The organism is Microbulbifer mixtoriginis (SeqCode) (assembly GCF_052468275.1).
Genome location: NZ_CP174341.1, coordinates 4,220,948 through 4,247,907, shown reverse-complemented (window position 1 = coordinate 4,247,907; position 26,960 = coordinate 4,220,948). Strand labels below are relative to the sequence as shown.

27 protein-coding genes are annotated in these 26,960 nt (G+C 48.7%); 16 read left to right on the top strand and 11 right to left on the bottom strand.

Annotated elements, in window-relative coordinates; genetic code table 11:
* Positions 1-73 precede the first annotated feature (73 nt).
* The 5 genes from ACJJIC_RS18640 to ACJJIC_RS18620 all read left to right on the top strand — a co-directional run bounded on the left by ACJJIC_RS18640 (position 74) and on the right by ACJJIC_RS18620 (position 6,195).
* Positions 74-1,501: an aldehyde dehydrogenase family protein gene (locus ACJJIC_RS18640; protein ID WP_445357621.1), complete on the top strand. Its 1,428-nt coding sequence runs from the start codon at positions 74-76 to the stop codon at positions 1,499-1,501.
* Positions 1,502-1,596: 95 nt separating this feature from the next.
* Positions 1,597-2,583: a threonine ammonia-lyase gene (locus tag ACJJIC_RS18635; protein ID WP_444908968.1), complete on the top strand. Its 987-nt coding sequence runs from the start codon at positions 1,597-1,599 to the stop codon at positions 2,581-2,583.
* Positions 2,584-2,600: 17 nt separating this feature from the next.
* On the top strand, positions 2,601-3,176 hold the full coding sequence (locus ACJJIC_RS18630) for a YbhB/YbcL family Raf kinase inhibitor-like protein (RefSeq protein ID WP_444885770.1): 576 nt from the start codon (positions 2,601-2,603) through the stop codon (positions 3,174-3,176).
* A gap of 93 nt (positions 3,177-3,269) precedes the next feature.
* A complete protein-coding gene (locus tag ACJJIC_RS18625) occupies positions 3,270-4,625 on the top strand; it encodes an AmpG family muropeptide MFS transporter (RefSeq protein ID WP_444908969.1) in 1,356 nt (451 codons plus the stop codon).
* Positions 4,626-4,920: 295 nt separating this feature from the next.
* A complete protein-coding gene (locus ACJJIC_RS18620) occupies positions 4,921-6,195 on the top strand; it encodes an AmpG family muropeptide MFS transporter (RefSeq protein WP_252084960.1) in 1,275 nt (424 codons plus the stop codon).
* Between the two features lie 40 nt (positions 6,196-6,235).
* On the opposite strand, the gene ACJJIC_RS18615 is transcribed toward ACJJIC_RS18620, so the two are convergent.
* Positions 6,236-6,550: an MGMT family protein gene (locus ACJJIC_RS18615; RefSeq protein ID WP_252084961.1), complete on the bottom strand. Its 315-nt coding sequence runs from the start codon at positions 6,548-6,550 to the stop codon at positions 6,236-6,238.
* Positions 6,551-6,838: 288 nt separating this feature from the next.
* Here ACJJIC_RS18615 and ACJJIC_RS18610 point away from each other — a divergent pair, with 288 nt between their 5' ends.
* A complete protein-coding gene (locus ACJJIC_RS18610) occupies positions 6,839-7,810 on the top strand; it encodes a DUF481 domain-containing protein (RefSeq protein ID WP_444888299.1) in 972 nt (323 codons plus the stop codon).
* 76 nt (positions 7,811-7,886) lie between these two features.
* Entirely contained in the window at positions 7,887-8,648 is a 762-nt protein-coding gene (locus ACJJIC_RS18605; RefSeq protein WP_252084963.1) for an SDR family oxidoreductase, read from the top strand.
* 83 nt (positions 8,649-8,731) lie between these two features.
* On the opposite strand, the gene ACJJIC_RS18600 is transcribed toward ACJJIC_RS18605, so the two are convergent.
* Positions 8,732-9,403: a hypothetical protein gene (locus tag ACJJIC_RS18600; RefSeq protein ID WP_444885764.1), complete on the bottom strand. Its 672-nt coding sequence runs from the start codon at positions 9,401-9,403 to the stop codon at positions 8,732-8,734.
* Between the two features lie 306 nt (positions 9,404-9,709).
* The gene (gene cfa, locus ACJJIC_RS18595; protein ID WP_252084965.1) at positions 9,710-10,855 is read right to left on the bottom strand and encodes a cyclopropane fatty acyl phospholipid synthase; all 1,146 of its coding nucleotides are present in this window, start codon (positions 10,853-10,855) and stop codon (positions 9,710-9,712) included.
* 141 nt (positions 10,856-10,996) lie between these two features.
* Between cfa and ACJJIC_RS18590 the strand changes: the two genes are divergently transcribed.
* The 7 genes from ACJJIC_RS18590 to ACJJIC_RS18560 all read left to right on the top strand — a co-directional run bounded on the left by ACJJIC_RS18590 (position 10,997) and on the right by ACJJIC_RS18560 (position 17,121).
* The gene (locus ACJJIC_RS18590) at positions 10,997-11,473 is read left to right on the top strand and encodes an FxsA family protein (protein WP_445357620.1); all 477 of its coding nucleotides are present in this window, start codon (positions 10,997-10,999) and stop codon (positions 11,471-11,473) included.
* A 216-nt stretch (positions 11,474-11,689) separates the two neighbouring features.
* Positions 11,690-11,983 (top strand): co-chaperone GroES, encoded by a 294-nt coding sequence (locus ACJJIC_RS18585; RefSeq protein ID WP_152452204.1) that lies wholly within the window; start codon positions 11,690-11,692, stop codon positions 11,981-11,983.
* A 48-nt stretch (positions 11,984-12,031) separates the two neighbouring features.
* Positions 12,032-13,672: a chaperonin GroEL gene (gene groL / locus ACJJIC_RS18580; RefSeq protein ID WP_252084967.1), complete on the top strand. Its 1,641-nt coding sequence runs from the start codon at positions 12,032-12,034 to the stop codon at positions 13,670-13,672.
* 228 nt (positions 13,673-13,900) lie between these two features.
* Entirely contained in the window at positions 13,901-14,317 is a 417-nt protein-coding gene (locus ACJJIC_RS18575) for a PaaI family thioesterase (RefSeq protein WP_445357619.1), read from the top strand.
* A 37-nt stretch (positions 14,318-14,354) separates the two neighbouring features.
* Entirely contained in the window at positions 14,355-14,783 is a 429-nt protein-coding gene (locus ACJJIC_RS18570; protein WP_444904098.1) for a hypothetical protein, read from the top strand.
* A 547-nt stretch (positions 14,784-15,330) separates the two neighbouring features.
* Positions 15,331-16,104 (top strand): SDR family NAD(P)-dependent oxidoreductase, encoded by a 774-nt coding sequence (locus ACJJIC_RS18565; RefSeq protein WP_445357618.1) that lies wholly within the window; start codon positions 15,331-15,333, stop codon positions 16,102-16,104.
* A gap of 18 nt (positions 16,105-16,122) precedes the next feature.
* Positions 16,123-17,121, top strand: coding sequence for an AraC family transcriptional regulator (locus ACJJIC_RS18560; protein ID WP_445357617.1), 999 nt, complete (start codon positions 16,123-16,125; stop codon positions 17,119-17,121).
* A gap of 170 nt (positions 17,122-17,291) precedes the next feature.
* Here the strand turns inward: ACJJIC_RS18560 and ACJJIC_RS18555 are convergent, their stop codons facing one another.
* From ACJJIC_RS18555 to ACJJIC_RS18535, 5 genes are all read right to left on the bottom strand, one after another.
* Positions 17,292-18,176, bottom strand: coding sequence for a ketopantoate reductase family protein (locus tag ACJJIC_RS18555; RefSeq protein WP_445357616.1), 885 nt, complete (start codon positions 18,174-18,176; stop codon positions 17,292-17,294).
* Between the two features lie 27 nt (positions 18,177-18,203).
* On the bottom strand, positions 18,204-18,509 hold the full coding sequence (locus ACJJIC_RS18550; protein WP_252084975.1) for a hypothetical protein: 306 nt from the start codon (positions 18,507-18,509) through the stop codon (positions 18,204-18,206).
* 166 nt (positions 18,510-18,675) lie between these two features.
* On the bottom strand, positions 18,676-20,121 hold the full coding sequence (locus tag ACJJIC_RS18545) for a coniferyl aldehyde dehydrogenase (RefSeq protein ID WP_444888308.1): 1,446 nt from the start codon (positions 20,119-20,121) through the stop codon (positions 18,676-18,678).
* 203 nt (positions 20,122-20,324) lie between these two features.
* The gene (locus ACJJIC_RS18540; RefSeq protein ID WP_252084977.1) at positions 20,325-20,591 is read right to left on the bottom strand and encodes a PepSY domain-containing protein; all 267 of its coding nucleotides are present in this window, start codon (positions 20,589-20,591) and stop codon (positions 20,325-20,327) included.
* 101 nt (positions 20,592-20,692) lie between these two features.
* Positions 20,693-21,136, bottom strand: a complete 444-nt coding sequence (locus ACJJIC_RS18535; RefSeq protein ID WP_444898832.1) for a hypothetical protein — start codon at positions 21,134-21,136, stop codon at positions 20,693-20,695.
* Between the two features lie 141 nt (positions 21,137-21,277).
* On the opposite strand from ACJJIC_RS18535, the gene ACJJIC_RS18530 reads away from it, so the two are divergent.
* Positions 21,278-22,309: a Fe(3+) ABC transporter substrate-binding protein gene (locus ACJJIC_RS18530; protein WP_444888310.1), complete on the top strand. Its 1,032-nt coding sequence runs from the start codon at positions 21,278-21,280 to the stop codon at positions 22,307-22,309.
* 122 nt (positions 22,310-22,431) lie between these two features.
* On the top strand, positions 22,432-24,117 hold the full coding sequence (locus tag ACJJIC_RS18525) for an ABC transporter permease (RefSeq protein ID WP_445357615.1): 1,686 nt from the start codon (positions 22,432-22,434) through the stop codon (positions 24,115-24,117).
* A 6-nt stretch (positions 24,118-24,123) separates the two neighbouring features.
* Here ACJJIC_RS18525 and ACJJIC_RS18520 read toward each other — a convergent pair whose 3' ends face one another.
* The 3 genes from ACJJIC_RS18520 to ACJJIC_RS18510 all read right to left on the bottom strand — a co-directional run bounded on the left by ACJJIC_RS18520 (position 24,124) and on the right by ACJJIC_RS18510 (position 26,729).
* Complete coding sequence (locus ACJJIC_RS18520; RefSeq protein ID WP_445357614.1) at positions 24,124-25,230, bottom strand: ABC transporter ATP-binding protein; 1,107 nt, start codon at positions 25,228-25,230, stop codon at positions 24,124-24,126.
* A gap of 320 nt (positions 25,231-25,550) precedes the next feature.
* Positions 25,551-25,862: a hypothetical protein gene (locus ACJJIC_RS18515; RefSeq protein ID WP_444891005.1), complete on the bottom strand. Its 312-nt coding sequence runs from the start codon at positions 25,860-25,862 to the stop codon at positions 25,551-25,553.
* A gap of 186 nt (positions 25,863-26,048) precedes the next feature.
* Positions 26,049-26,729 (bottom strand): DUF6629 family protein, encoded by a 681-nt coding sequence (locus tag ACJJIC_RS18510; protein ID WP_445357613.1) that lies wholly within the window; start codon positions 26,727-26,729, stop codon positions 26,049-26,051.
* Positions 26,730-26,960: the final 231 nt, after the last annotated feature.

Sequence of the window (26,960 nt, the reverse complement as noted above, 5' to 3'; positions counted from 1 at the left end):
GATTGCGCCCGCTACAAAATCCAGGTTCTTTGCCTGGCTGCGGGCGACATATACTTAGTGGAGGATGCAGGGGTTGAAGGTTTCATTACTGGAAGCACAAATGCTGTCAGATCTCAGTGTGGCAAGTGGTGGCAATACCGCAGCTTTGGTTGCTGGCCTCAGGGCTTATTTCCGTAGTGGTGCCACTGTGGAACTGAGCTGGAGACGCCGGCAGTTGAATCAACTGCGCAAGATGCTCAGTGAAAATGAAACCCGCTTTATTCAGGCCCTGGGTGAAGATTTACATAAGGCGCCACAAGAAGCTTATCTGACCGAGATTGCTTTCCTCTACGCTGATATCGAACATACTCTGAAACACTTGAAGCGCTGGGTTCGCCCTCGCAAAGTATCCTCACCACTTTTGACCCAGCCCGCAAACAGTTACATCCAGCCGGAACCGCTTGGGGTGGTTCTGATTATTGGTGCCTGGAATTACCCTTTGCAGTTGTTGTTATCGCCATTGGTTCCCGCGATTGCTGCGGGTAACTGCGCAGTAGTGAAACCCTCGGAGCTGGCTCCCAGTACCTCCCAATTGATTGCTGAACTGCTGCCACGTTACCTCGACCACGACGCTTTTGCCTGTGTTGAAGGCGCTGCGGCCGAGACCTCTAAGTTACTGGAGCAGCGCTGGGATCATATTATGTACACCGGTGGTGCTAGAGTCGGCAGGATTGTTATGGCGGCTGCAGTTGAGCACCTGACGCCGGTTACATTGGAGCTGGGGGGCAAGAGCCCCTGTATTGTGGCTGACGATGCCGATATTGAACTCGCCGCCCGCCGCATTGCTTGGGGAAAGTTTACCAATGCAGGGCAGACCTGTATCGCACCGGATTATGTGCTGTGCACCCGTCACACCGCCGATCTCCTGGTGCCTGCTATTCAGCAGGCGGTGACAAAAATGTTCGGAGAGGACCCGCAAAAGAGCTCGGACTACGGACGTATCGTCAATAGCCGGCATACCCTGCGCCTGGCGGATCTTCTCAGTGGTGGAGATGTTATTTATGGCGGTGAGGTAGATGCCGACAACCGCTATATAGCGCCGACACTGATGCGCTGCGTCGATCTCGAAGCTTCAGTGATGCAGGATGAGATCTTCGGGCCAATCCTGCCGGTGGTCGAACTGGATGACTTCGGAAAAGTGGAGGGATTTGTCAATCAGCGGGAAAAACCGCTGGCACTGTATATTTTTACTAAAAGCGATAGCTTGGCCGAGCGGATTCTTTCCAGCTGCAGCTCCGGTAACGCCTGTGTGAATGACTGCATGATGTTTATGCTGGCCCAAGATCTACCATTTGGTGGGGTGGGAGCCAGCGGTATGGGTTGTTATCACGGTGAACATGGCTTTAAAACTTTTAGCCACTATAAAGCGGTAATGAAGCGCAAAAATATTTTGGATGTTAATTTACGTTACGCCCCTTACAGCAAACGCAAATTCAGTTTGTTGAGAATGCTGCAGAAGTAGAAATACTGAGAAGTGTGACCAGCAGCGGGGATTTTACTGGTTTTTTGGGGGGCTGAATTGGTACATTCAGCAAAAATTATTTAGATAAAAATGCTATGCCCTCGGATCGTAATGACCTACCCACCAGTGCGGATGTTTTTTGTGCCGCGCAAACCATTGCTGACTCTGTCCACCGAACACCGCTAATTCGCTCCCAATTACTCGACCAAGTGGGGGGCGCTAACCTCTGGTTTAAGTGTGAACATCTACAGAAAGTAGGTGCCTTCAAAGCCCGCGGTGCCACCAATGCTCTTGCCAACCTGCCTGCTGGAACTGAAGTGGTAGCGACTCACTCCTCGGGAAATCATGGTGCTGCTTTGGCCTGGGCTGCTGCTGAGAGGGGCCTACCCTGCATTGTGGTGATGCCCGAGACGGCGCCCAGAGCTAAGCGTGAGGCTGTACAGAGTTATGGCGCACAAATAATTATTTGTGGTCCTACCCAATCGGAGCGCGAGGCCGCACTGCAAACCGTAGTAGAGGAGACGGGGGCCCATGTGGTTCCGCCTTTTGACGATAGTCGTATTATCGCCGGGCAGGGTACTGTTGCCCTGGAAGTGGTGCAGCAATGCCGCGATCAGGGTTTTACTCCGGATGTACTCCTGGCACCCGTGGGGGGCGGGGGGCTACTCGCCGGAATTGGTTTGGCCATGGCAGCCCTGGCACCAGATGTCTTGGTAATTGGTGCGGAACCCGCTGGCGCAGATGACGCTCAGAGATCACTACGTGGTGGTGTGCATGTCACCACCCAGCAGCCGCAAACTATCGCAGATGGCCTGCGCACCACACTGGGGCGCAGAAATTACTCTGTAATTCGGCGCACGGTGCGAGATATTGTGACAGTTTCAGAAAATGGTATCGTGCGGGCAATGGAGCTGTTGTGGACGCGTACCAAGCAATTGGTTGAGCCCTCTGCGGCAGTTGGCCTGGCGGCTGTGCTAGAGCACAGCGCGCGCTTTCGCAATAAGAATGTTGCGATTGTCCTCACCGGCGGCAATATGGATTTGGACCGGGCTTCAAGCTTGTTGGCCGAAGCAGAAAAATAACTACAGGACGATTGAATATGAATTTAGGATTTGGCCGCTTTATTTACTGCAAACTCAGAGCGGGCCTGGTGGCATCGGCCCTTTTCCTGGCGGCAATGGCTGCACAAGCTGGGCAGCTGACGCTCACTTCCAGCTCATTAAAACCCGGTGGCAAAATGCCGCTGGCTCATGTGTACAGTGGATGTGGTGGAGAAAACCTCTCCCCCGAACTGAGCTGGAGCGGTGCTCCTGAAGGAACTAAAAGCTATGCGGTAATGGTTTACGACCCCGATGCGCCAACTGGCAGTGGCTGGTGGCACTGGGTGATGTTCAATATTCCCGCTGAGGTAACCAGTTTGCCAGAAGGCGCGGGCGACCTGAAAAATGGTTTGGTACCAGAGGCCGTTCAGGGGCGCAATGATTACGGCAACCCCGGTTATGGTGGCGCCTGTCCACCAAAGGGGCACGGCGATCATCGCTACCGTTTTCGAGTCTATGCCCTGAAAGTAGACTCGCTGCCATTGGATGAGAACTCTTCCCCCGCTAAAGTGGGTTTCAATGTAAATGCCAATAAATTGGCGGAGGCCGAGCTCGAGGTTCTGTGGGGCCACTGAGCGCATCAGTTCTAAATTGATGGCCAAGTGCGGGCTAGTTGCCCGCATTATTTTACCAAGGCCAATTATGGGGTTTAAGGGGAAAGGTTGAATATGTCGCAGCAGCAACTGACATGGGGGCAAGCCCTCGGTGCTTACCTTAAGCCTCGTGTACTCACCATGTTTTTTCTTGGCTTTTCTGCCGGCCTTCCGCTCTTATTGGTCTTCTCTACCCTGACCGCCTGGCTGAGAGATTTTGGTGTAAGCCGCACAGCTATTGGTTTCTTCGCTTGGGTGGGAATTACCTTTTCGATAAAAGTGCTTTGGGCCCCAATTATTGACCAACTACGATTGCCTTTTTTCACTGATAAGTTGGGTAAACGCCGCGGTTGGATGTTGGTATCTCAAGTGGGGATTGCTATCGGGCTAGTGGGTATGGCCAGCGTTAACCCGCAGCAATCACTGATGGAAGTAGCCCTGCTCGCTTTATGGGTTGCCTTCTGTTCGGCTTCGCAGGATGTGGCAATTGACGCATACCGAATAGAGGCCATGGATGAAGATTACCAGGGTGCTATGGCGGCTAACTACGTATTCGGTTACCGAGTCGCAATGCTGATTGCCGGAGCCGGGGCGTTATTTATTGCGGATGCTTTCAGCTGGTCAGGTGCTTATCTTGTGATGGCAGCCCTCATGGGGGTGGGGGTGATTACATGCTTGCTAGTCTCCGAGCCTGATCACAGCAAGGTGAACAAAGAGGCAGATAAGCTGCAAAGTGAGTGGGAAGAACGCCTGTTGGGGAAGGGGGAGCACGGCCGCCTGAAACAGTGGTTTATTCGAGCTGTAGTGTGCCCTTTTGTTGAATTCTTTCAGCGCAATGGTCGCTTTGCCCTCGTTTTATTGGTTTTTATCGGTATTTTCCGTCTCAGCGATATTGCGATGGGGATAATGGCGAATCCGTTTTATCTGGATTTGGGGTTCACCAAGACTGAAATCGCGGAAATCAGTAAACTATTTGGGTTTTTCTGTACCATTATCGGTTCTTTTCTCGGCGGGGTTTTAGTTGTTCGCTATGGTGTGCTGCGCCCATTAATACTCGGTGCAGTGATGGTGGCGTGTACCAATCTCTTGTTTGCTCAGCTTGCACTGATAGGACCGGACAAGGCATGGCTCGCGCTGGTGATTAGTGCCGACAATATCAGTGGTGGTATGGCTAATGCTGTGCTCGTTGCTTACCTTTCCAGCCTGGCCAATAAGGCCTATACAGCCACCCAATATGCACTGTTCAGCTCACTCATGACACTGCCGGGTAAATTTATCAGTGGCTTCTCCGGTATCGTGGTGGATGCTCAGGGCTACGCCCAGTTCTTTATTTATGCGGCACTAATGGGGCTGCCGGCCATATTCCTTTCTATCTATTTTTGGCGGCGGGAGAGACGCGGCTGGAGTGAAGAACAGCCCCAGCCGGGTTAAGGGCTTATTGCGGCCATAGGGTGCCCCCTCTCTTTTCGTTTTTCCTATCGAAGGCTTATCGATTTTCTTTTTGGCCACTGAACGTGGCCTTTAGCGTTTTTGGTTACCAGCTATTTGTGCATTGGGTGACGGTAGTCACCGAGCATTTTTGTCAGCTTGTGTCTATGTTGGTGGAGGGGAAACCACTACCTCTCCTGTGCGCCGCTAATACTCCCCCCGCATTTGAGTTTATCGCTGTGTAAATTGGAGAGTGCATATTTTCAATTGCAGAGTTAACAAATAAACGCGACAAACTATGTCCCACGAAACAGTCAGGGAAGCGGTATTTAACCGGAGAATGCTGATCTGTATCGGCACCGGCTTTTCCTCGGGGATGCCGCTGTTTGTGCTGATTCAGCTGGTACCTGCCTGGCTGAGAACTGAAGGGGTGGACCTGGCGACGATAGGCATCTTCTCCCTGCTGGGATTGCCCTATACCTGGAAGTTTATCTGGGCGCCGCTTATGGAGCGCTACGCGTTTCCAATACTGGGGCGCCGCCGGGGGTGGATGTTGGTGATGCAGCTGCTGCTGATCCTTTTTATTGGCGCATTGGGCATGTTCAATCCCCAGTTTAATATTTGGACGATAGCGGCCCTGTGTTTTGGCGTAGCCTTCTTTAGTGCAAGCCAGGATATTGTCCTGGATGCTTTTCGCCGGGAAATTCTACCGGACTGGGAGTTGGGGCTCGGTAACTCTTTTCATGCCAACGCATACCGGATTTCCGGCTTGGTGCCGGGCTCTCTCAGTTTGATTCTCTCGGATCATCTGGCCTGGGGACAGGTCTTCTGGGTGACGGCAGCTTTTATGCTGATCGCAGTTTTTATGACCTTGATGGTAGCTGAGCCGCAACACCCGGCGGAGCGGCCTAGGTCCTTGCGCGAAGCAATTGTCCTGCCTTTTGTGGAATTCTTCGGTCGTAACGGTGTTAAGCATGCCATTTTAGTATTGGCATTTATGTTTCTTTACAAGCTGGGCGACAGTATGGCAACAGCCCTGGCGACACCTTACTACCTGGATATGGGCTACTCCAATACGGATATTGGTATTGTTGCTAAAAATGCTGGACTTTGGCCGGCGGTAATTGGCGGCTTTCTAGGCGGTCTGTTAATCGTACGTATCGGTATTAATAAGTGCCTGTGGATTTTTGGGGTTATTCAGCTTGTTTCGATCTTCGGCTTTATGATTCTGGCCCAAGCTAATGAAGGCTTGGTTGGCACCCCGGGCTTTAAGCCCAGCCTCTGGTTACTGGCAGTGGTGATTGCTTTTGAATATTTAGGGGTGGGGCTCGGGACAGCGGTGTTTATTGCCTTTATTGCTCGAACAACCAGTAAATTACACACTGCGACACAACTGGCACTTTTTACGGCATTGACCTCCCTGCCCAGAACTTTTGCCAATGCCTCCACGGGGTACTTGGTAGAGTCTATGGGATGGACCAACTTCTTCCTGTTGTGCGCAGCGCTTGCGGTGCCGGGGATGCTGTTACTCTTTGTCGTAGCCCCCTGGAGAGGCGAGGGCGAGGAGGCTTAATAGGCAAGATCACTCCATGACTGTGCAGAGGATGCCTGATCTAGGGCTTCCAGCGATATTTCGCCATATCTACCCGTCCCTTAAGAAAACTAACCCCTTCACTCTCCAGCCGTTCCCGCTGGCGAGAGGCTCCGGGCTCTGGCAGCGAGATACGGCCCTGGGCATTAATCACCCTGTGCCAAGGAAGAGCAGTGTCCTTGGGTAACTTCCTCAGTTGTTGGCCCGCAAGTCGTGCAGCCCTGGGGAAGCCGGCCATTTCCGCCAGATCCCCATAGGTGACTACATGGCCACATGGGATTGAGGCCAGAACGCGGCATATTCTGGCAAGTGTATCGCTGGCTTGTTCTTTGCTCACAAAATTTCTCTGCTAAACCATTTACCGGAAGTTAGCTTCAGTTTGCCGCAATTGATGCCGAATAGGCTATAAATGAGCATCTAAAGAAGCCTTGCCCATGTATTGCCATGGGTAGTTGGGTAGTAACGGCGTGCCAGATTAATGACAGTTATGGCATTATTGCAGCTTGTTTTGTTTTTTTAGAACGGTTTTCACTGTTGGTTCACCCAGAAACTTTAAGGTCCTCCTGTGGTTCTATCGACACGCTTGTCTAGGTTTTTCACGCAAACTCTTCTCTGTCTGGCGTCTTTGCCACTCCATGCTGGTGTGCTCACCCTTGAGAATGGTGATCGTATTCAGGGAGAGTTGGTGCTGGTTGATAGCGAACAGGTAATTTGGAAGTCAGAAACTTTTGGCCAGGTCAAAGTCGATAAGTCCAAAGTCGTCTCTATGGATGTTGATACTGACTTGAAGATTGCCGGACGCGATGAGCCCTGTACCCTGGCGGGGCACCGGCAGGAGCAGTGGGAAGTCTACTGCGCAGAGGGAGATGGTTGGTTAATTGATTTCCCTGGAGTCGAGCGGGCAGAGCCGTATCCGCACTTTGTCAGTAACCCACTGACTTTCAAAGGCAACGTGAGTGCTGGGGGTGTCTTTGAATCTGGTAACCGTGAGCGAAAAGACCTGGATACCAAACTCAATTTGGATGTACGTCATGGGGATTTTCATCATCTGATAGGAGCTCTCTACCAGAACCAAGATAGTGAAGATGATGGTGCCCTGGAAAAATACCAGCTGGCCTATGACTTGCGCTGGATCTTCGCAGAAAAGTGGTTTGCCGAGGCAAACACTGAGTGGGAGCATGAAGAGGCGCGCAACTTGGATTTGGGGACCACTATGGGTCTCGGCCTTGGTTACCTATTCTACGATACAGACAAGACTGCATTTTCACTGGCAGGTGGTGTCAGTAGCCTGCAGGAAGATTTTATCGATACCGAGTTGAGTGAAGACCAGGACGACCAATATGTGGCGGGTCGAATTAAGCTAGATTATCGCTATAAATTTTCCCTGGGTCCGGAAATTTACTTTAACCAGGAAACCCTACAGTCTTTTGATCATAGCGATGATTACCAGGCAAATGCCGAATTGGGTGTACGCACGCCATTGGTTGAAGGCGTATTGATGGAAATCGGCTATCAGTGGCAGTACGACAACACACCATCACTCGAGAGTGAAAAAGAGGATACCAAGGTAACCGTGGGTGTCGGTTATGAATGGTAGTATCTTGCTGGCAACCTGCTTTTAAGAAGGTTGCCAAGGCACAGCAGTAATAAAATTTAAAAATAAGGAGTTCATCATGCAGATTGCCGGCAGCATAGTGGCGATTACTGGCGCAGGCCAGGGTTTGGGGCGAGCAATGGGGGAATACCTGGCTGCACGCGGAGCCCGGCTGGCATTGATTGATGTCAATGAGGAAGGCCTCAAGCAGAGCGTTGCCGCTTGTGAAAAGCATGGCGCCGAGGTTCGTAGCTATATTATCAATGTAGCCAGTGAAGAAGAGGTAGATAAGGGCTTTCTGCAAATTGCCGAAGATTTTGGTGGCCTGCAGGTGCTGATCAATAATGCCGGAATTATGCGCGATGGCATGTTGTTGAAATGCAAAGAGGGCAAAGTTACCGATCGTATGTCTCTGGCCCAGTGGCAGTCTGTTATTGATGTGAATCTGACAGGTGTCTTTCTTTGTGGCCGAGCGGCAGCGGGCATTATGGCGGAGAGTGGCAAGGGCGGGGTGATGGTTAATATCTCCAGCCTTTCCCGAGCAGGTAATATGGGACAGACCAACTACTCTGCCAGCAAGGCGGGCGTTGCCGCTATGACCGTAACCTGGGCCCGTGAACTGGCTCGCTACGGTGTACGGGTAGCTGCAATTGCTCCAGGTTTTATTGGCACTGATATGGTTGCGCAGATGCGCCCGGAAATCCTGGAAAGTCTGGTTAAGCAAGTGCCATTGAGACGCCTGGGTGAGCAAGAGGAAATTGCCTCAACCGTGGCGTTTATTCTGGAGAATGATTATCTAACTGGTCGAGTTCTGGATATCGATGGTGGTGCACGTATTTAATAATTAAGCAGTGCGCGATCAGAAGAGGGTGAACTTTGTTCGCCCTTTTTTATTTGCCTTTCAGTAATGACTCTAAGGTTTATCTATCCCTTCCTTGCATATCGCGTGTTGAGAGTCTTTCGATAAAACAGGTATACAAATAAGGAAATAATGAGCCAGGCCAGGATGGATGCCACTTCGTGAAATACGGTTTGCTCTAAAGATAAGTGAAAATCCCGCATCACAAAACCTTTGATTAGTGCCGACCAGGCATACAGCATCTTGCACATATGCAGGGCCCACCATGGTCGGCCTGTTATTTGCGGTCGGAAAAAAAACGTATAGACATCGAGTCCAACAAAAAACAGCATTAACGCGGATGGAGCCAAGTAAATGTTGGCATAATTGGGGTGTTTACCAATATCGTAAAGAAAAACCTGGAAATAGAAGACCGCGACCCAGGCAGCTATAGCAGCCAATACCCAATCGATAATATTGGAAGTGATTCTGCCATCATTAGAGTGCTTGATTCTCGGCCATATTCGGTAAGCAGAAAATATGGAGTAGCTGAATATACTGATCAATCCCAGTAATAAAAGGTCTGGGTGGGTATTGTAGACATAGGCAATATCGATCTGGTATTTGGGAATATCTGCCTTGAGATGCGGGATGATGTAAGGGTTGAATAGCATCAGCAGGGCACTGATGGAAAAGATAATGGCAATCAACAATGAGCTGAGGCCACCGATCCGATGGTAACGGCTGCCCTTCTTCATCAGAAGAGTTAATGGGATAGTAATGAACGTTAAGATTATGGCTGCAACCGTATGAACCTCTATAAATAGATTTAGTCCTTCAGGGGTTGTGAATAGATAATGCATTTAGTAAAGACCTGGCGGCAGCAAGTATTAATAAGGCTTACAGGCAAATGGCGATAGTTAATGGATTTGATTATCAGGAGAAAGGTCTGGGTGAAGCTTTGATAGAAGTAGAGCTTAATCGCTGCTACCAATTGCTTCCCCAGACTTTTGGAACTCTCAATGTTGGAAGAATTTGAAGTCTTTAATCAAAAATTTCTTGATCTAGCAAATTCTCTCCACACCGCCAACCCTATTTTTTGAGAGCATCCATTGCCAGAGCTGTACTCTGCGAACTCTAAATGTAGCGGCGCAGAACAACAGGTAATAGCGCCACATACGATAAAAGCGTCTGCCGTAACGATCGGCAAAGCGCGGCCAATTTTCCTCGAAATTTTTATGCCATGCCATCAGGGTTTTATCGTAGTCAGGCCCAAAGTTATGCAGATCTTCAAGTGTGAGAAGGTCTTGGGCTGCCTTGGTTATCTGCGTTGCAGCCGGTATTTCCCCATTGGGGAAAATGTATTTTTCAATCCATGGATCGGTATTGGCTGGTCTTGCTTTACCGATAGTATGGAGCAGTAAAGTTCCATCTTTCTTTAGGCAGCGTTTAGCCACTTCCATAAAAGCTCGATGATTTTTACGCCCAACATGTTCAAACATTCCGACACTGGCAATACGGTCGAAAGGCTCATCAAGCATTCGGTAATCCTGTAGGGAGACGGTAATCGGTAGGTTGGCATAGCGTTCGGAAACATAGGCTCTTTGTTCGCGGGAGATCGTTACTCCGACACACTCTACCTGGTATTTCTGGGCGGCATAGCCGATCAGGCTCCCCCAGCCACAACCGATATCCAATAGACGCATCCCGGGTTCTAGCTGCAGCTTACGGCAGATAAGGTCGAGCTTGGCTTCTTGAGCTTCGTCCAGGGTTTGAGCATCCTTCCAATAACCGCAACTATAGGTAAGGCGGTTATCGAGCATACCTGTATAAAACTCGTTTCCGAGATCGTAATGGTGCTCACCAACTTCGAAGGCGCGACGACGGCTTTGCAGGTTGATTAAGAAACTGCGCAGATAGCGCCAAGCATATCGCCAGGTCTTGGCATGGCGGCCAAGGTCGGCTTCCAGAATTTTGTACACAAATTGGTCCAACGCTTGGACATCCCAATCTCCGCGCATATAAGTCTCACCGAGCCCCATACTGTGACGAGCGACAATCTCGTCTAGGGCCTCCTCGCGGTGGACTTGTATATCCCAGGGCCTATCACCATTCACCTGGATGTCGGCCTCGGCTAATATTTCGTCTACCAAGTGGCGACTGCGGCCAATGGCCGGCACTTCTATGGTGTCCTGCTGCTCGCTTGCCATCAAAGCCTCCCTCTCTCCTAGTTGCTGTGGGTTGATTGAGGCGCCCTTGAATAATTTGCCTCCCCACTCCATTTACTTCAGCATATTGAAAAACCTTGATCGTCCCAGCTTCGTAGAGCTGGTTTATTAGGAATTCCCTCAATGCGCCCATTACTGCTTCTATTTATAGTCCTACCTGTACTTGAAATGTGGGTTTTAATCACCGTAGGGAGAGAAATCGGCGCCTTGCCCACGATTGGATTGGTATTTTTAACCGCTATTGTTGGCGTAACCCTGTTGCGGCGGCAGGGCATATCGACCCTAATGCGGGCTCAGGAGAAGATGCGAACAGGCGATATACCTGCCCAGGAGATGGTTGAAGGAATCTTTCTTGCCGTGGGCGGGGCATTGTTGCTCACTCCTGGATTTATCACCGATGCCCTCGGATTTGCCTGCCTGATACCGGGTTTACGCCAACTGCTACTGGGGAGACTGGTGCGTCATATCACCATTGTGCGGCCTGGTGACCCCCGCAGCTCGGACCCCAACCAACGCGGTCCAGATATTATCGAGGGGGAATTTTCTAGGGATGAGCGAAAAGCTATGGATCAGGTAGATCATAAGCATCATAAAGATTGAGCTGGTTAAATAGTGCACTATTTTGTGCTTCACCCGGCACTTTTGTAGTTTTTTTATTGAAGAGTGTTGAAATCCATTCTCGCGCCCATAGATAGGGTTCAACTGAGAATTAAGCTCCGCCTCTGGGAATCAGAGAGGGGTGAGGTTACCGGCCCATAAAGCCAGTGCCGCCGATGTTGAAAACCTTAAAAAAACGACTCAATGGAGAACTTATCCATGAAAATTCGTCCTTTACACGACCGCGTCGTAGTACGCCGTAAGGAAGAAGAAGCGATGTCAGCTGGCGGTATCGTGCTGCCAGGCGCTGCCAAAGAAAAGCCGAACCAAGGTGAAGTGGTAGCCGTGGGTGAGGGCAAGCAGCTGGACAATGGCGATGTTCGCGCACTGTCTGTGAAGGTGGGTGACACTGTTGTTTTCGGTCGCTATGCCGACAGCAATACCCTCAAGGTGGACGGCGAAGAGCTGATCATCATGAGCGAAGGTGACATCTACGGCGTGTTGGAAGGCTAAGAAAAGCCTTTAACTTTACTCGCAAAAAGAATTTGAGGAATAAGAATCATGGCAGCTAAAGACGTAATTTTTGGTGACGACGCTCGTCAGAAAATGCTGAAAGGCGTAAACATCCTGGCAGACGCCGTTAAAACTACCCTGGGCCCTAAAGGCCGCAACGTAGTTCTGGACAAGTCCTTCGGCGCACCTACCGTAACCAAAGACGGTGTTTCCGTAGCAAAAGAAATCGAACTGAAAGACAAGTTCGAAAACATGGGCGCGCAGATGGTGAAGGAAGTTGCTTCCAAAGCTTCTGACACTGCCGGTGACGGCACCACCACCGCTACCGTTCTGGCCCAGGCTATCGTAACCGAAGGTCTGAAATCCGTAGCCGCTGGCTTTAACCCGATGGATTTGAAGCGCGGTATCGACAAAGCGGTAACCGCAGCGGTCAACCACATCGCTGGTCTGTCCACTCCTTGTGCAGACACCAAGTCTATCGCTCAGGTAGGTACTATCTCCGCTAACAGCGACGAGAGCGTTGGTACCATCATCGCCGAAGCCATGGAAAAAGTGGGCAAAGAAGGCGTTATCACTGTTGAAGAAGGTTCTGGCCTGGAAAACGAGCTGGACGTAGTAGAAGGTATGCAGTTCGACCGCGGCTACCTGTCTCCTTACTTCATCACCAACCAAGAAAACATGACTGCTGAGTTGGATAGCCCTTTCATCCTGCTGGTAGACAAGAAAATCTCCAACATCCGCGACCTGCTGCCCCTGCTGGAGCAAGTAGCTAAGGCTTCCAAGCCGCTGCTGATCATCGCTGAAGACGTAGAAGGCGAAGCGCTGGCAACTCTGGTTGTAAACAGCATGCGCGGCATCGTTAAAGTTGCTGCTGTTAAAGCTCCTGGCTTCGGCGACCGTCGTAAAGCCATGCTGCAGGACATCGCTATCCTGACTGGCGGCACCGTAATTTCTGAAGAAGTTGGTCTGGAGCTGGAAGGTACTACTTTGGAGCACCTGGGTACTGCTAAGCGTGTAACCCTGTCCAAAGAAAACACTGTAATCGTTGATGGCGCTGGTGATGTTAAAGACATCGAAGCTCGCGTTGGCCAGATCCGTGCACAGATCGAAGAGTCCTCTTCCGACTACGATAAAGAGAAGCTGCAAGAGCGCGTAGCCAAACTGGCTGGCGGTGTTGCAGTAATCAAAGTAGGCGCCGCTACTGAAGTGGAAATGAAAGAGAAGAAAGCTCGCGTAGAAGACGCTCTGCACGCTACCCGCGCTGCAGTAGAAGAAGGCGTAGTACCTGGCGGTGGTACCGCTCTGGTTCGCGCTACTCAGGCTATCTCTGTAACTGGCGACAACGAAGACCAGAACCACGGTATCGCTGCAGCCCTGCGCGCTATGGAAATGCCTCTGCGTCAAATCGTTGCCAACGCTGGTGATGAAGCTTCTGTAGTTGTTGATAAGATCAAGCAAGGCGAAGGCAACTTCGGTTACAACGCTGCTACCGGCGAGTACGGTGACATGCTGGAAATGGGCATCCTGGACCCTGCTAAAGTAACCCGTTCTGCACTGCAAGCGGCAGCTTCTATTGCTGGTCTGATGATCACCACCGAAGCTATGGTTGCTGAGATCCCGGAAGACAAGCCGGCTGCTCCTGACATGAGCGGTATGGGTGGCATGGGCGGTATGGGCGGCATGATGTAAGCCGGCCTAACAGCCTATCTAAAAAGCCCCGCAATTGCGGGGCTTTTTTTTGTCTAGTGGAAAGTGGTTTACTGGGGGCAGATTTATCCAAGGTTTGAATTGGTGTAGATGAGAGCAACTTGATGTGATATAGGGCAGTAGCAAAATCGAATGGAGCAGGGCTGGTAAGTGATGGTGAATCTGACTTAAGTTGAAATAACAAACATAGAATGGAATCGGTGCGGAAATATGGATATCTACGAAATGGTCGAGTCGGGAGATCTGCCAGTACCTGAGTGTGCGAAAACTCTGGGATTTGAGTTAATAAGCTATTCACGTGAAAAAATGGAGATGAAAGCCCAATTTTTTGCCAGGGAGTCATTCTTAAACCCTGCGGGAACAATACAGGGTGGGTTTCTATGTGCAATGCTCGACGACGTAATGGGTCCTGCACTTGTATTTTCGCTGAATATTGGTCAGTTTGCTCCGACACTAGAGCTAAAGACTCAATTTGTTCGCCCAGCTAAAGTGGGGCCAGTTGAGGGTGTTGGCAGAGTTGTATCTAGAGGTGGAACTGTCTGCTTTCTGGAAGGAGAGCTTCTTCAAGAGGGGAAGCTTATTGCTAGGGCAACCGCTACCGCTTTAATAAAGGGACACAATTTATAAATCCTTGATGAATGATGTGATGTTTTCTGAGGTAAGAATGAGTTTTGAACAAAGCATATATAGCTCCCCGGAAAGTGAGCTTTGCCCGGAGGGGAAGAAGCGGGTTAAGTTGGGGAGCGTTCTTTCTATATTGGGTGCTGTTCTTCAAACCCCGATTATTGTGTTCTTTTATTTGGGGATGTTGAGTTTTTGGGAAACTTTTCAGATCGCCCAATCACTTGATGCATCCCCTGAAGTAATAGCAGGCATGATGAGTCAATCTCTCTCTAATTTTGTTATAGGAGGTCTATTGTCTGGTCCAGGCTTGTTGATTTCCTGTACTGCTTTGTTTTTATCGTCTTTTCGAGCTAAGTGGTTGTTCTGGTATTCTTTAATACTCTCACTGATTTGGATTAGCTCTTTTCCGTTTGGGACACTATTTGGTTTGATATACCTGTTAATAATTTTGATTAAACGAAAATCGTAAATGCAGATTTGATCCATTTTTTCTAATTTGTAAAGCGAGGTGAAATAAATGTTAGACACTATTTTGGATTATTTTCAGCAGCGAGAAATCGAGCTCAAAATGCAAAGCAGATGGCCGCTAACCTGGAACTGGAAGTCGGTGATATTTAGGGGCGCATAGGTACATTAGTGTTGGCGAATCAGGCTATGATGGCGCTTTTATCGGAAAAATTAGGGGTAACCGAGGCCGAACTTATTGAAAAAATGGGGAAGATTGATCTGCGAGATGGTAGCGGGATGGAAAAATATCCACTGGTAACCTGAAAGAGTGCCCTTCTTGTGGCCATGAGGTGAGAAAGCAAAGGGCCAATTGTTACTGGTGTGGAACAGAGCTGACTTTATCCAGCCCGTTTATGGATTCAAAGCGGACTGATTAATTTCCCACTTGATGAAAGAACTACCAATATGGTTTTTGGCATACTTGGATAGTCACTTGGCATCATTAGATTCTTAGTTGGCGCCTTCTGATCATATACTGATTTCAAGATTAACGCTTGGGAGACAGATAGATGAAAGCGGCACTTATCACAGGAGCCTCTGGTGGTATTGGTCTGGAGTTGGCCAAGATACATGCGGCTAAAGGTGGCAACCTGGTTCTGGTTGCTCGGTCTGAGGGGAAGCTTTTATCACTCAAGGAGCAGCTGGAGAAAGAGTTTGGTGTCCAAGCAATGGTAATTGCTGAAGATCTATCTGACCCGTTGTCCGCACAGAGAATTTTTGAGCGAACCCAAGGTGAGAATGTGGAGGTTGGTACCCTGATCAATAATGCGGGTTTTGGTGGTCATGGCCTTTTTCATCAGCGGGACTTGGAAGCTGAGCAGAGTATGATGCAGGTAAATATGATTTCCCTTACCAATCTCACCCATCTGTATTTAAAGGGTATGGTTGCCCGAAATAGCGGGCATATCCTTAATGTCTCATCTACAGCCTCTTTTATTCCCGGCCCTTTACAGGCGGTTTACTACGCAACTAAAGCCTATGTAACTTCATTCAGCCAGGCACTGGCTGAGGAGCTGAACGGCACAGGTGTGACAGTAACCGCTTTGTGCCCCGGCGCTGTTGCAACAGGATTCGTCGCGGCAGGTGATCTTCAGGGTGTCGATATTTGGAAGAATGCCCGCTCAGCTGAGTCTGTAGCCAGATGTGGTTATCAGGCTATGGAGCGTGGAGATCTGGTTGCTTTTAATGAGACGCGGCTAAAGTTGTTTCTGAATTGGATAATGCCTTTATTGCCTCGTAAAATGCTACTGAAGTTTTCCCGTCAGACGATGGAAAAGTCTTAACTGTAGGAAGGCCCGGTAATGATCAGGCGTGCAGCTAAATTTTTGGTACCTCCCAGCTGGAAGTTGATATTACACGATATGAATATCGATACAGCGCTGGCTCTGGCCTATGCCGGGTTACCTGCGGATTTATTACAGCGGGAGTCTGTGACACTGACTCCGGTGGAATATTTCCGCTTCTGGTGTGGTATTGACCAGGCTTCGAAGGATAAGCCACTGCCGCTCTTATTGGCAGAGCATCTTACGGCTGAAACATTTGATCCCCCTGTGTTTGCGAGCCTTTGCAGCGAAAACCTGAATCAAGCTTTATTGCGGATACAGCAGTACAAACCATTGATTGGTCCAATGGAATTGCACTTGGATATTACTGATAAGTACACAAGGCTTAATTTAGAGTGCTATGGCAGTGATGAAATTATCCCCACAGCTTTGGGATTGAGTGAATTAATTTTCTATATCCGCCTGGCTCGATTGGGAACCCGGGATAAAATTCAACCTTTGGAATTGGCTCTACCGCAGTTACCAGAAGATCAAACGCCTTATCAGAAGTTCTTTGGTTGCTCAATTAAGAAATCAGACCGGGTGAGAATTTGCTTCTCAGCACAAGATGCACAAAAACCGTTTCTGACTGCCAATGCCCGTATGTGGGATTTCTTTGAAGGTAAATTGAGTCAACAGCTAAAGGACCTGGGCAGCGAAGCCACAATGGGAGAGCGGGTCGGGTCCGTGTTAATGGAGTTATTGCCAGCTGGTGAGAGCTCTATTGAGGCTGTATCTGAACGTTTAATGATCAGCAAAAGAACTTTACAGAGAAAACTTGGGGAGGAAAATTACACTTTTCAGTCTGTCTTACAGGAAATTAGGGTAAGCTTGGCTGATCATTATCTTTCTAAGTCTAATCTCCATCTGGGAGAAATTTCCTTTATGCTAGGGTTTAAGGAGCCTAATTCATTTATACGTGCTTACCGAGGATGGAAAGGGGTGACACCTCTTCAATATCGGAATTCTATTTATTGATCATATTTATCTTTGGTTTTAGTGCTGCTACTAGATTGAAGGTAAATCATACTGGGGCCTAGCGGTGTAGTTAAATATGCTTCTTCATGGTCAGCATAAAGTCGTAGGTTTATTTGAATGCTCTACAATAAGTAGCCAGTTGGGAGTTTGGGGCGGGCAGCTGGATAATCTCAATATAAGTTAGGATACTTTCTCTTAAAATTATTCACGGCCTCAATGGTGCAAGGAGTGGCAACTCCTACTTTATGGCCTAATTTAATAATAAAACCATTCAAATAGGAAAGCTCAGTAACTTTATTTTCTCTAACATCCTGATGGGTTGAAGTATAATGATCCAGGTTTTTGGCTTGTAGGGTGAGTTTTTTCCACATCTCTTGTTTGTCTTGATTGATCTCAATTTCTTTTGAGAGAACTTCGTAGGATTCATAAAGTACATTTTTCATGTGCTTGGTTATTTTGTCGTCTGAAAAAAGCTCCCTGAGGGTTCTTGAATAGGTGGCTGAAAATATATTTGTTGTGCAATTGAAAATAGTCTTTTCAACACGATGCTGTACTATGTTACTGGTTGTTCTGGTCTCGATAAGTGAGTCTTTGAATAGCTGCAGTAAGCTTTCTGAGTATTTGTCATTCCCAACGAGAAACCCAGAACCTTTTGTATGCTTCAGTTTATTGTTGTTCAGATTGAAGCCGTCATATACCAAGACGCTCGTGAAGTTTTTCTGATAAGTGTGTTCAAACTCTGAGATATCAAAAAGGCAGTTTTGTAATAGAATAATAATTTTTGATTTTGGACTTGTCTTGCTTAAATTGATGAGGTTTTTCTTTAGGTCATAGATTTTGCATGTTAAAAAAACAAAGTCATAGGTTGATTGAGTGCTGATCTCTTTTGAGGTGGGCGGGAAGTCATATCTCTTAGAGTTGATGAGGAGGTGTTCTCCAATTCTATCCGCTTTTCTACCTATGACATCTACATGATAGTTTGCCCGGAAAAACTTTGCCGCAAGGTATGATCCAATGGAGCCTGCTCCGAGTATTAATATTTTTCCTTTTTTCATAAGGTTGGTTCAGGATTTTCTTGTTACCTATTTGGCTGGTCGATCTGCAAAAATAATTCCATTATCTGGGTTTACTTCCAGGGCTCGGAGTTCGCCCTGGTAAACTGCTTGAATCTTCCAGCGCCCCCCCACGAAGCGCATACTGGTTATAGGCTTAAATCCAAGACTGTAGAGTTTTGCCCTAATAGTCGATGGATCTAGAGCAATAACCGAAGGCGTTGCTCCGTAAAGATCGGGGCTATCGTAGATTGGGGCGGGTTTGTTAGGGTCTATCCCTGGGGGAATGGGGTTTGTCAAATTACTAACGAGCATGACCGTTACAATAAAACTCACGCGAGGCTCCACACTACAACCAAGCCATGTTTTTAGTGTGGACAGTGGATGATCATTACGCCAGTGATTTTAATTAAATGTTTGAATGAATCGAAAATAATAACCCGGCGTATGGGTTCGCCGGGTTATTATTTTTAAATGCGGTTATGCTCTCCAGTACCCAATTTTATCGGGTCATCTTAAGCATAAGGTTCAATAGTTTATTGGAAAGTTTTCCATAGGGGGGGCGCATTAATTTCAATAGGTCGATTGGTCCCTGTTGGTAGATGGGGCGCAATTTGGAGAAGGTAAGGAAGCCTTCGTAACCGTGGTAATGACCCATGCCACTTTCCCCAACCCCTCCAAATGGAATATCGTGCTGTCCAACATGTAATACACAGTTATTTATCGACACACCGCCAGACATAATTTGCTCAATATAGCGATTTTGCAGGTTCTTATCGTTCGTGTAGGGATAAATTGCCAGTGGTCGTGGCTGAGTATTGATATAGTCAATGACTTCTTCAGGCCTTGAATAGGTCATAATTGGCAGAAGCGGGCCAAAAATTTCCCGCTGCATTGCCAGCATGTCCCGATTTACGTTGATTAATAGATGGGGAGGGAACTTTCGCAGGCTGTCATTTCGTTTGAGTTCTCCGGCACTCAGGTCGTAAACCTTAGCCCCCTTATCGACGGCATCATCCAGTGTTTTCCACAGGCGCTGGTAGGCTGCGTTGTCAATAATGGAGGTATAGTCAGGGCTCTGCCAGTTGGGGAAGTGCTTTTTTATTACCCGCTTGGCATGCTCAATAAAGGTATCCAGTTGGTTCTCAGGGATAAAGAGATAATCTACATTGACACATATTTGCCCGGCATTGACCATTTTCCAGTGGATCAGACGCTCCGCAGCTTTTTCGATGGGAAAATCGGGGGCGATGATAGCGGGGGACTTCCCTCCAAGCTCTAGCGTAACTGGAGTCAGGTTTTCTGCAGCGGAGCGCATCACGGCCCGCCCAGTAGTGCTGGAGCCGGTGAAAATTAGGTGGTCAAATTTTAGGCTGGAAAATAGTGGACCTATTTCACCATAGTCAGCAATAAAAGAGAGTTTCTCCTCTGGAAAATACTTGGGGCTAACCTCTTTTAACAACTCAGCAAGCCGACAGGAGTTGGTAGACATCTTTACCATTGCGTGATTGCCTGCGGCAAAGATATTGGTTAGAGGTGAAAAGCTAAGGTTAATGGGGAAGTTCCACGGCACGATTACCCCAACTACTCCCAGGGGTTGAGGTACTACAGTATTTTTTGACAGGGGGTAGGCTTTGAAGTCGATATGGCGCCGCCTGGGCTTCATCCATTTCTTGATGTTCTTTATGGCATCCTTGATGCCGGAAAGCGCAGGATATATCTCCAATAGCAGGGTTTCTTCTCGCGAGCGATTGCCGTAGTCACAGCATATGGCTTCAATGATGGCTTCCTGCTGTTCACGCAGCATTCGTGCCAGGGTTTTTAGATCTTGAACACGCTGCTGATAGCTGGGAACAGGGTTGGCGTGATGGGCTCGGCGCTGGTTGTCTAGCTGGTTCTGGAGTAGCGCCTTGTCTGCATCCTGCCGAGTAAGCGTCTGGATGGTCATTTTATTATCCTTTGGCGTTTGTCTTAGACCAGACTAACGCATTCATCCTCGCGGTGCTTGACCAATTACGTCAGTGAATAGACATAATCACTGTGGTTACGTGAGTTGCCACCACATTGGTAAAAACTGTGATGAATTCAGGCCCTCCCTAGAGTATCCCTAATCCGGGGAGGGCTGGTAGGAATGATCGCAGACTATGCGAGTCAGCTGTTATCGGGTTTTTCGGATTGGACCTCTGCTGAATTAGGATCCACAATCAGGTCGTATTTCTGATCGCCCTTGTAGGCCTCCACTTTCCAGCGTCCTCTTTCCAGGTCTACCTCCACAATAGGGGTGTAACCCTGTTGCTCTAACTTTGTGAGCACCATAGAGAGTGCCATAGCCCCGGGAGGGGGTTTCTCGTCGGCGATGGCGACTTGTAGCGTGGTTGCGGCGATTAGTGCCAGCAACATTCTGCTGAAGAACTTCATTTTTCACTACCTCGCTTGCGGACCCGGTTGAAAAATTGACCGGGTAATAGAAGGTTTACATCTCGCTTTTACTCAGCAAGATACTTGGCCTTTTGATTGCCTTACAGGCCCTGGTCACCGGGGTGACTGAGACGTTTCTGAACTGCTAGACACCACTCCGGGCTGCCGGGCTTTACATCGGCCAGGTTGCCGCCTGTCAGCTTGGTGATTGCATCAAACCACTCTGCACTGCCAATGGGGGGTAGACCTGATGGGTACATTTTTTTCAGGTCGCCATCTTGTTGGGCCATCACTTGCCGCTGTACCCAGGTAAACCAGCCCGGTGTACAAATGGTTTCACTACCCGAAGCGGTAGCCTGTAGCTGATTGGTGGGGTCTTCCGCCGTGCTGCTCGCGTTTCGCTTAATCGGCTGTTTCATTGCCTCGCTGGCTGTTTGACCAGCGGTTACTTCACTACTCGATGGTTGGGCCTTATGTGGCTCACCCTTGCGGTCGCAGCCGGATAAGGCAAAAACCAGAGCGAGTGGCAGAATAAGGTAATGCATAGAGCCTCTGCAGGTGACTGGTTTGAATCTAAGCATAGGAGGGATTTTGCGACTTTGCTGGGTAGAGAAGTTCCAGGTTGACATTAATACCTTTCCAAATGAGAATGCTTCTCAAATTAACCCCAGGGTGATAGGACTCCCATGTTTACCAGATCTCTATTTCAAAAAGCGATTGCAACTGTTGGTTTGATTGGTGCCATTGGGGCCAATGCCGCTGAGCAAGTAAATATTTACTCCTACCGACAACCTTTCCTGATTGAGCCGATCTTGCAGGAGTTCACCGAGAAAACCGGTATTGAGACCAAAGTGGTCTACGCCAGCAAAGGCTTGAACGAGCGGCTGCAAAGGGAAGGGCGCAACAGCCCTGCCGACCTGGTTCTGACTTCCAATACCAGTAGTCTGATGGACCTGCTTAATAAGCAGCTGACCCAACCGGTAAGTAGTGAAATCCTGGAAGACAATATCCCGGCGCAATTCCGTGATAAGGCCGGTAACTGGTTTGGTCTGACAACCCGAGCGCGTTTAATTTACGCCTCCAAAGACCGCGTTAAGCCCGGTGAGATCACTCGCTACGAAGAGCTGGTAGAGCCTAAGTGGAAGGGTCGAATCTGTACCCGCAGCGGCAAGCACCCCTACACCCTGTCCCTGATCGCCTCCATGATCGCCCATCACGGTGAAGCAGAAACCAAAGAGTGGTTGCAAGGCGTGAAAGCGAATCTGGCGCGTAAGCCGCAGGGCAATGACCGTGCACAGGTGAAAGCCATTAGCGAAGGTGTCTGCGACCTTTCCCTGGGTAACAGCTACTACTTCGGTAAAATGATTACCAATAAGGAGCAGCCGGAGCAGGTGGATTGGGCCAAGTCTGTAAACCTGGTCTTCCCTAACCAGAAAGATCGCGGTACCCATATGTTTATTTCCGGCGCGGCGCTGACCAAGCATGCCCCCAACCGTGAAAACGCCGTTAAGCTGCTGGAATTCCTCAGTGGTGCCGATGCTCAATACGCTTATGCTGAGAAAAATTTTGAGTTCCCTGTACGCCCCGGTACTGCTCGCTCTGAGTTGATCAAGGAATATATGGGTGAGTTTAAAGAAGACGATCTGAGCCTCACGGAAATCGGCTCCTACGTTCCGGCGGCTTCCCGTATGGTTGATGAAGTACGCTTTGACTTTTAGAATGATTAACTGAATGGGAGTTGCTGCCCAGCCTATTGGCAGCACTATCTCAGCCTTATTCGAACGGCCCTGTCGAGAGACCAGGGCCGTTCTTTTATAATGAGCTTTTGATTTCTTAATTCATGCTAAACCGAGCGAATTTATCAGCGTCGCGCTGGCTGCTACTGGTAGCTACTATTTCCCTACTGGTAGCCCTGCCAGTGCTATCTATCTTTTGGTTGGCATTTTTCCCTGAAGAAAATATCTGGCCGCACCTGTTAGACACGGTGCTGTTTCACTATGTGTCCTCCACATTGATTCTGGCTGGTGGTGTCGGTTTAGTAACGTTGATAGCAGGCGTGGGCAGCGCTTGGCTGGTGAGTATGTGCCAGTTCCCCGGACGCCGGTTGTTCGAGTGGGCGTTGCTACTGCCGTTTGCAGTTCCCGCCTATGTGATTGCCTACGTCTATACAGATTTACTGGAGTATGCGGGTCCAGTGCAAAAGTCCTTGCGGGCTTGGTTTGGTTGGCAGACGGCCAGGGATTACTGGTTCCCTGAGATCCGCAGTATGGGTGGGGCGATTGCCATGCTGTCACTGGTGCTCTTCCCCTATGTGTATATGCTCTCGCGCGCGGCCTTTATCGAACAGTGCGGCAGTATACGGGCCGCGAGCCGGTCATTGGGCTGCACGCCCTGGCAGAGCTTTTTGCGCGTATCCCTGCCAATGGCACGCCCGGCAATTGCGGTGGGCTTGTCACTGGTGCTGATGGAAACCCTGAATGACTTCGGCACTGTCGACTTCTTTGCGGTGCGCACCTTGAGTGTTGGGATTTACGATACCTGGCTGAGCCGCGGAAATTTAGGGGGGGCGGCACAAATTGCCTGTAGCACCCTGATTTTTGTTGTCCTGTTAATTACGTTGGAGCGAATGGGGCGGGCGAGGCAGAAGCACTTTGTACAGTCACCAAATTCCCAGCGTGAACGTTATGTACTGTGCGGTTGGCGGGCTGGTGTAGCCCTGTTGTTTTGTGGGTTACTGTTGGTGGCCGGTTTTATTATTCCCCTGCTGGTTCTGGGTGGATACGCACTTAGTAACTTTTCCAGCTATTGGAGCGAAGATTTTATACAGATCGCCAGCAATAGCTTGTTACTGTCTATTGCAGCAGCACTGGTCTCCGTACTGCTGGGCTTGCTGTTGGCTTACGGTAAGCGACTGCAACCCAAAAGGTCCGTACGGCTCTTGGTCGGCTTTTCCAAGCTGGGTTATGCAATGCCCGGGGCGGTATTGGCGATTGGAGTCCTGATTCCACTGGCCGCATTTGATAATGCCGTCGACGCTTTTTTACGAGAGCACTTCGATATCTCCATAGGGCTACTGTTAAGCGGCAGTATTTTTGCCATTATTTTTGCCTACACGGTGCGCTTCCTGGCGGTATCCACGGGGGCCATAGAATCCAGTCTGGAGAAGGTAACTCCATCAATGGACAGGGCTGCCCGCTCTCTGGGGCGCAATAGCTGGCAAACCCTGTGGGCCGTGCACCTCCCCTTGGTGCGTACAGGGCTGCTAACGGGTGGCTTGGTGGTCTTTGTGGATTGTATGAAAGAACTGCCGGCGACGTTGCTACTGCGCCCCTTCGGCTTTGACACCCTGGCGACTTATGTTTACCAGTTTGCTTCTGATGAGATGCTGGAACGCTCAGCCCTGGGGGCTTTATTGATTGTCCTGGTGGGATTAATCCCGGTGATTTTGCTGAGCCGTTCCATTGGGTGGCGCAGAGGTGAGGAGCGCACAGCCCTGACGAGCTCTGAAGCGCCCGCCCTGTCTTGATAGCTGCTATCGGGCCTGGTCAAACACCAGCGCAGAGGAGAGACGTAGGGGAAGTTTATCACCGGGAGCGGCTTGAACATTTGCATTCAAAGCGGCCTCGACAGTTTCCCCTGCGGCTAACTGAAAGCGATAGCTCACTTGATTGCCGAGAAAATTCTTTTCCACAACCTGAGCCATAACCGCCCCGGGATGTTCGCCTGCGGCAATATCCTCACTGCGCACAAACAGTTCGAGCCTATCTCCACTTTCGTATGCAGCTGTTGGCATATTTACTTCCCCTAATGGGGTGCTGATTAGGTCATTGCCCAGGACAGTGCCGGAGATAATATTCCCTTCACTAACGATTCTCGCAACCGCCAAATTCTTTGGCTTCTGATAAGTATCCTGTGGGCTGTCCCACTGCTGTAATTGACCTTGGCTGAGTACTCCCAGCTTGTCTCCAGCAATAAAGGCCTCGTGGCGGTCGTGGGTAACAATAATCGCAGGGATCTTCTCTTCGCGCAGTATATGGCGGACTTCGGCGGCGAGACTGCGGCGCAGCTCGGTATCCAGGTTAGAGAAGGGTTCATCCAACAGCAACAACTTGGGGCGCGGTGCCAGTGCCCGAGCCAGAGCGACACGCTGCTGCTGACCGCCGGATAGTTGGTGCGGATACTGTTGCCCAAAACCTTTCAGGCGCACTAGCTGAAGCAACGACTGGGTACGAGATTGCCGTTGGCCTTTTGGCATTGACTGGATACCGAAGGCAATATTTTGCTCAACGGTGAGGTGTGGGAAGAGGGCATAGTCCTGAAATACCACCCCAATTTTCCGCTGCTCCGCTGGAACCTTTACTTTGGGAGAAGAGATTACTTCTCCAGACAGTTGAATATTCCCTGCAACGACTGGCTGAAATCCAGCGATGGCGTGCAGCAGGGTTGTTTTGCCGCAGCCGCTGGGGCCCAATAAGCAGGCAATCTCCCCGGCCTGTAAAGCAAAGGAAACTGATTCGATAACCACCTGCTCGCCGTAGCGGCACTGCAGGTTTTCTATGGAGAGTATGGGGTGCACGGGTTTTCCGGTAGTTTGGCTTTTAAACACATCGGGCAGCGTTCGGGTGTAGTTGCTGATCATAGTTATCACTAAGCTAACCGGCAACTAGTCCCGTGTGAAGCATACTATTAGCAGCCCTGCGAAGGCTTCTTTTAGTTGGAGCAAAGCTGGGTGTTTTTTAAGCAGTAAATACTCACTCTAAACCTCATAGGCTAATGTATTCTTTCTCATAGATAATAAGATCTCGTCTATCTCAGAACCACAGTGACCAGCTAAATAGAATCGATATCTAACTGTAAAATAAGCCGACCCAAATCAGATGATACCATCAGCCTCGGCATAGAGATCTTGAGCCGCGTAATGCTTGTTGGTAAAGGTTTACTTTAGTGCTTTGCTTTGCTTTACTGCCAGCCATGTTGATCGTTTTTAGAGCTTCCTCCGAGCAATCGCTTAAAAAGCTCGGAAAAAATACCTGCAACGATATCCTCTTTGTTGATAGAGTCTTTTTCTCGTAGCTTCTCTGCCTTTCTGTCCAGCTGTTTGGCCATGGAATAATTATTGTTTACTCTGGCGTCTTCAGCCTGTGCTTCTAGTTCATTAGCTTTGGTATTTCTCTCATATATGTTAGCGGTAGAAACACATCCGGAAATAAATATAACTGACAGAGTGAAAAACAATCTTTTCATGCTCGGCGAAACAAATTTGAGATTCATAATATTTTAATAGCCGGTGTTGGCTTGTATAGTGTTGTCAGCACTATACCATAGTCTGATGCAGTAACGCGTTATGTGATATTGAAAGCAAGCATCAGGTCAAAAGCATCGCGGTCTTAGCTCCTTAAAAAACTCCTTGGGGGGCTTCCCCTTTACGCTGCAGCCAAGTTAGCTTTATCCCTAAAATCATAATGTTTGTTTTTTAATGTTTGTTTTATGGTTATTTATTAATAGAAAATAAATCCATAAGGTCGATAGTGCAGCAAAGAAACACCAGGTTGATATCCATGTTTCACGTTGAGTAAAGAAAGTGATAGCACCAAATAGCATGACAAGTGCCCAAAACTTCCTAAATAGACGGTTGCTCGATAATAAAAATAAAACACCAAGCGAGGCATAGATGATATCTCGTACTATAACGGATAACAATCCGCCACCGGACACTTCATAGCACAGGCTATGTCCACATACACTTGTTTTTATTAAATGCCTTGGCCCTGTTTCTAATAGGACAGGTATCCATAGGTATAAACCAAAAACAAAACCTATTATTATAAATATAATGAAAAAAACTCTTTTCCATTTTTTTGTTTCAAGGCTATAGGCTACAATAGGTATCCAGGTAAGCCAAAAGAAGAAGGCAAAAAATAAAAATAAAATAGAAGAAAGCGTCATCAGTGATATTATGTTCTCGTTGTACCCAATCCATACCGCTCCTTCAATCGCTTGTTGTAACGCAAAAAGGATAGGGGTAATCGCGAGTAATAAATAGGTTTTATCATTTTTCATAACGTGTCTTGTGCACAAAGCACCGCCAACAAGAAGGACAGCTGCTGATCCGAATGATGCTGTGGCTGAAAAACACATAGTGGTTTTCTCTGTATGTAGAATATTGTCATTTAAGCCAGAGTCTTAACGCTTGATGAATTATATAACAATAGCCTTAACCTAAAAAAATAGGTTGAAGTCATCTACTTTGTACTATGCTTATTAATTTATCTGGAAGGGTGGGGCCAATCTCAACGACTTCATTTCACTCTGTAGATGAAATCTAAAACACTATCAAGGGGGCATCGAGTTTATCTATGAAATTCTATG

Excerpts from the sequence above, each read along its gene's own strand:
- ACJJIC_RS18535 (WP_444898832.1), bottom strand. The coding sequence starts at position 21,136 with ATGCATTACCTTATTCTGCCACTCGCTCTGGTTTTTGCCTTATCCGGC.
- ACJJIC_RS18575 (WP_445357619.1), top strand. The coding sequence starts at position 13,901 with ATGGATATCTACGAAATGGTCGAGTCGGGAGATCTGCCAGTACCTGAG.
- ACJJIC_RS18540 (WP_252084977.1), bottom strand. The coding sequence starts at position 20,591 with ATGAAGTTCTTCAGCAGAATGTTGCTGGCACTAATCGCCGCAACCACG.
- ACJJIC_RS18510 (WP_445357613.1), bottom strand. The coding sequence starts at position 26,729 with ATGTGTTTTTCAGCCACAGCATCATTCGGATCAGCAGCTGTCCTTCTT.
- ACJJIC_RS18560 (WP_445357617.1), top strand. The coding sequence starts at position 16,123 with ATGATCAGGCGTGCAGCTAAATTTTTGGTACCTCCCAGCTGGAAGTTG.
- ACJJIC_RS18545 (WP_444888308.1), bottom strand. The coding sequence starts at position 20,121 with ATGACCATCCAGACGCTTACTCGGCAGGATGCAGACAAGGCGCTACTC.
- groL (WP_252084967.1), top strand. The coding sequence starts at position 12,032 with ATGGCAGCTAAAGACGTAATTTTTGGTGACGACGCTCGTCAGAAAATG.
- ACJJIC_RS18620 (WP_252084960.1), top strand. The coding sequence starts at position 4,921 with ATGTCCCACGAAACAGTCAGGGAAGCGGTATTTAACCGGAGAATGCTG.
- ACJJIC_RS18625 (WP_444908969.1), top strand. The coding sequence starts at position 3,270 with ATGTCGCAGCAGCAACTGACATGGGGGCAAGCCCTCGGTGCTTACCTT.
- ACJJIC_RS18605 (WP_252084963.1), top strand. The coding sequence starts at position 7,887 with ATGCAGATTGCCGGCAGCATAGTGGCGATTACTGGCGCAGGCCAGGGT.
- ACJJIC_RS18585 (WP_152452204.1), top strand. The coding sequence starts at position 11,690 with ATGAAAATTCGTCCTTTACACGACCGCGTCGTAGTACGCCGTAAGGAA.
- ACJJIC_RS18590 (WP_445357620.1), top strand. The coding sequence starts at position 10,997 with ATGCGCCCATTACTGCTTCTATTTATAGTCCTACCTGTACTTGAAATG.
- ACJJIC_RS18630 (WP_444885770.1), top strand. The coding sequence starts at position 2,601 with ATGAATTTAGGATTTGGCCGCTTTATTTACTGCAAACTCAGAGCGGGC.
- ACJJIC_RS18600 (WP_444885764.1), bottom strand. The coding sequence starts at position 9,403 with ATGAAGAAGGGCAGCCGTTACCATCGGATCGGTGGCCTCAGCTCATTG.
- ACJJIC_RS18520 (WP_445357614.1), bottom strand. The coding sequence starts at position 25,230 with ATGATCAGCAACTACACCCGAACGCTGCCCGATGTGTTTAAAAGCCAA.
- ACJJIC_RS18570 (WP_444904098.1), top strand. The coding sequence starts at position 14,355 with ATGAGTTTTGAACAAAGCATATATAGCTCCCCGGAAAGTGAGCTTTGC.
- ACJJIC_RS18635 (WP_444908968.1), top strand. The coding sequence starts at position 1,597 with ATGCCCTCGGATCGTAATGACCTACCCACCAGTGCGGATGTTTTTTGT.
- ACJJIC_RS18515 (WP_444891005.1), bottom strand. The coding sequence starts at position 25,862 with ATGAATCTCAAATTTGTTTCGCCGAGCATGAAAAGATTGTTTTTCACT.
- ACJJIC_RS18565 (WP_445357618.1), top strand. The coding sequence starts at position 15,331 with ATGAAAGCGGCACTTATCACAGGAGCCTCTGGTGGTATTGGTCTGGAG.
- ACJJIC_RS18555 (WP_445357616.1), bottom strand. The coding sequence starts at position 18,176 with ATGAAAAAAGGAAAAATATTAATACTCGGAGCAGGCTCCATTGGATCA.
- cfa (WP_252084965.1), bottom strand. The coding sequence starts at position 10,855 with ATGGCAAGCGAGCAGCAGGACACCATAGAAGTGCCGGCCATTGGCCGC.
- ACJJIC_RS18525 (WP_445357615.1), top strand. The coding sequence starts at position 22,432 with ATGCTAAACCGAGCGAATTTATCAGCGTCGCGCTGGCTGCTACTGGTA.
- ACJJIC_RS18530 (WP_444888310.1), top strand. The coding sequence starts at position 21,278 with ATGTTTACCAGATCTCTATTTCAAAAAGCGATTGCAACTGTTGGTTTG.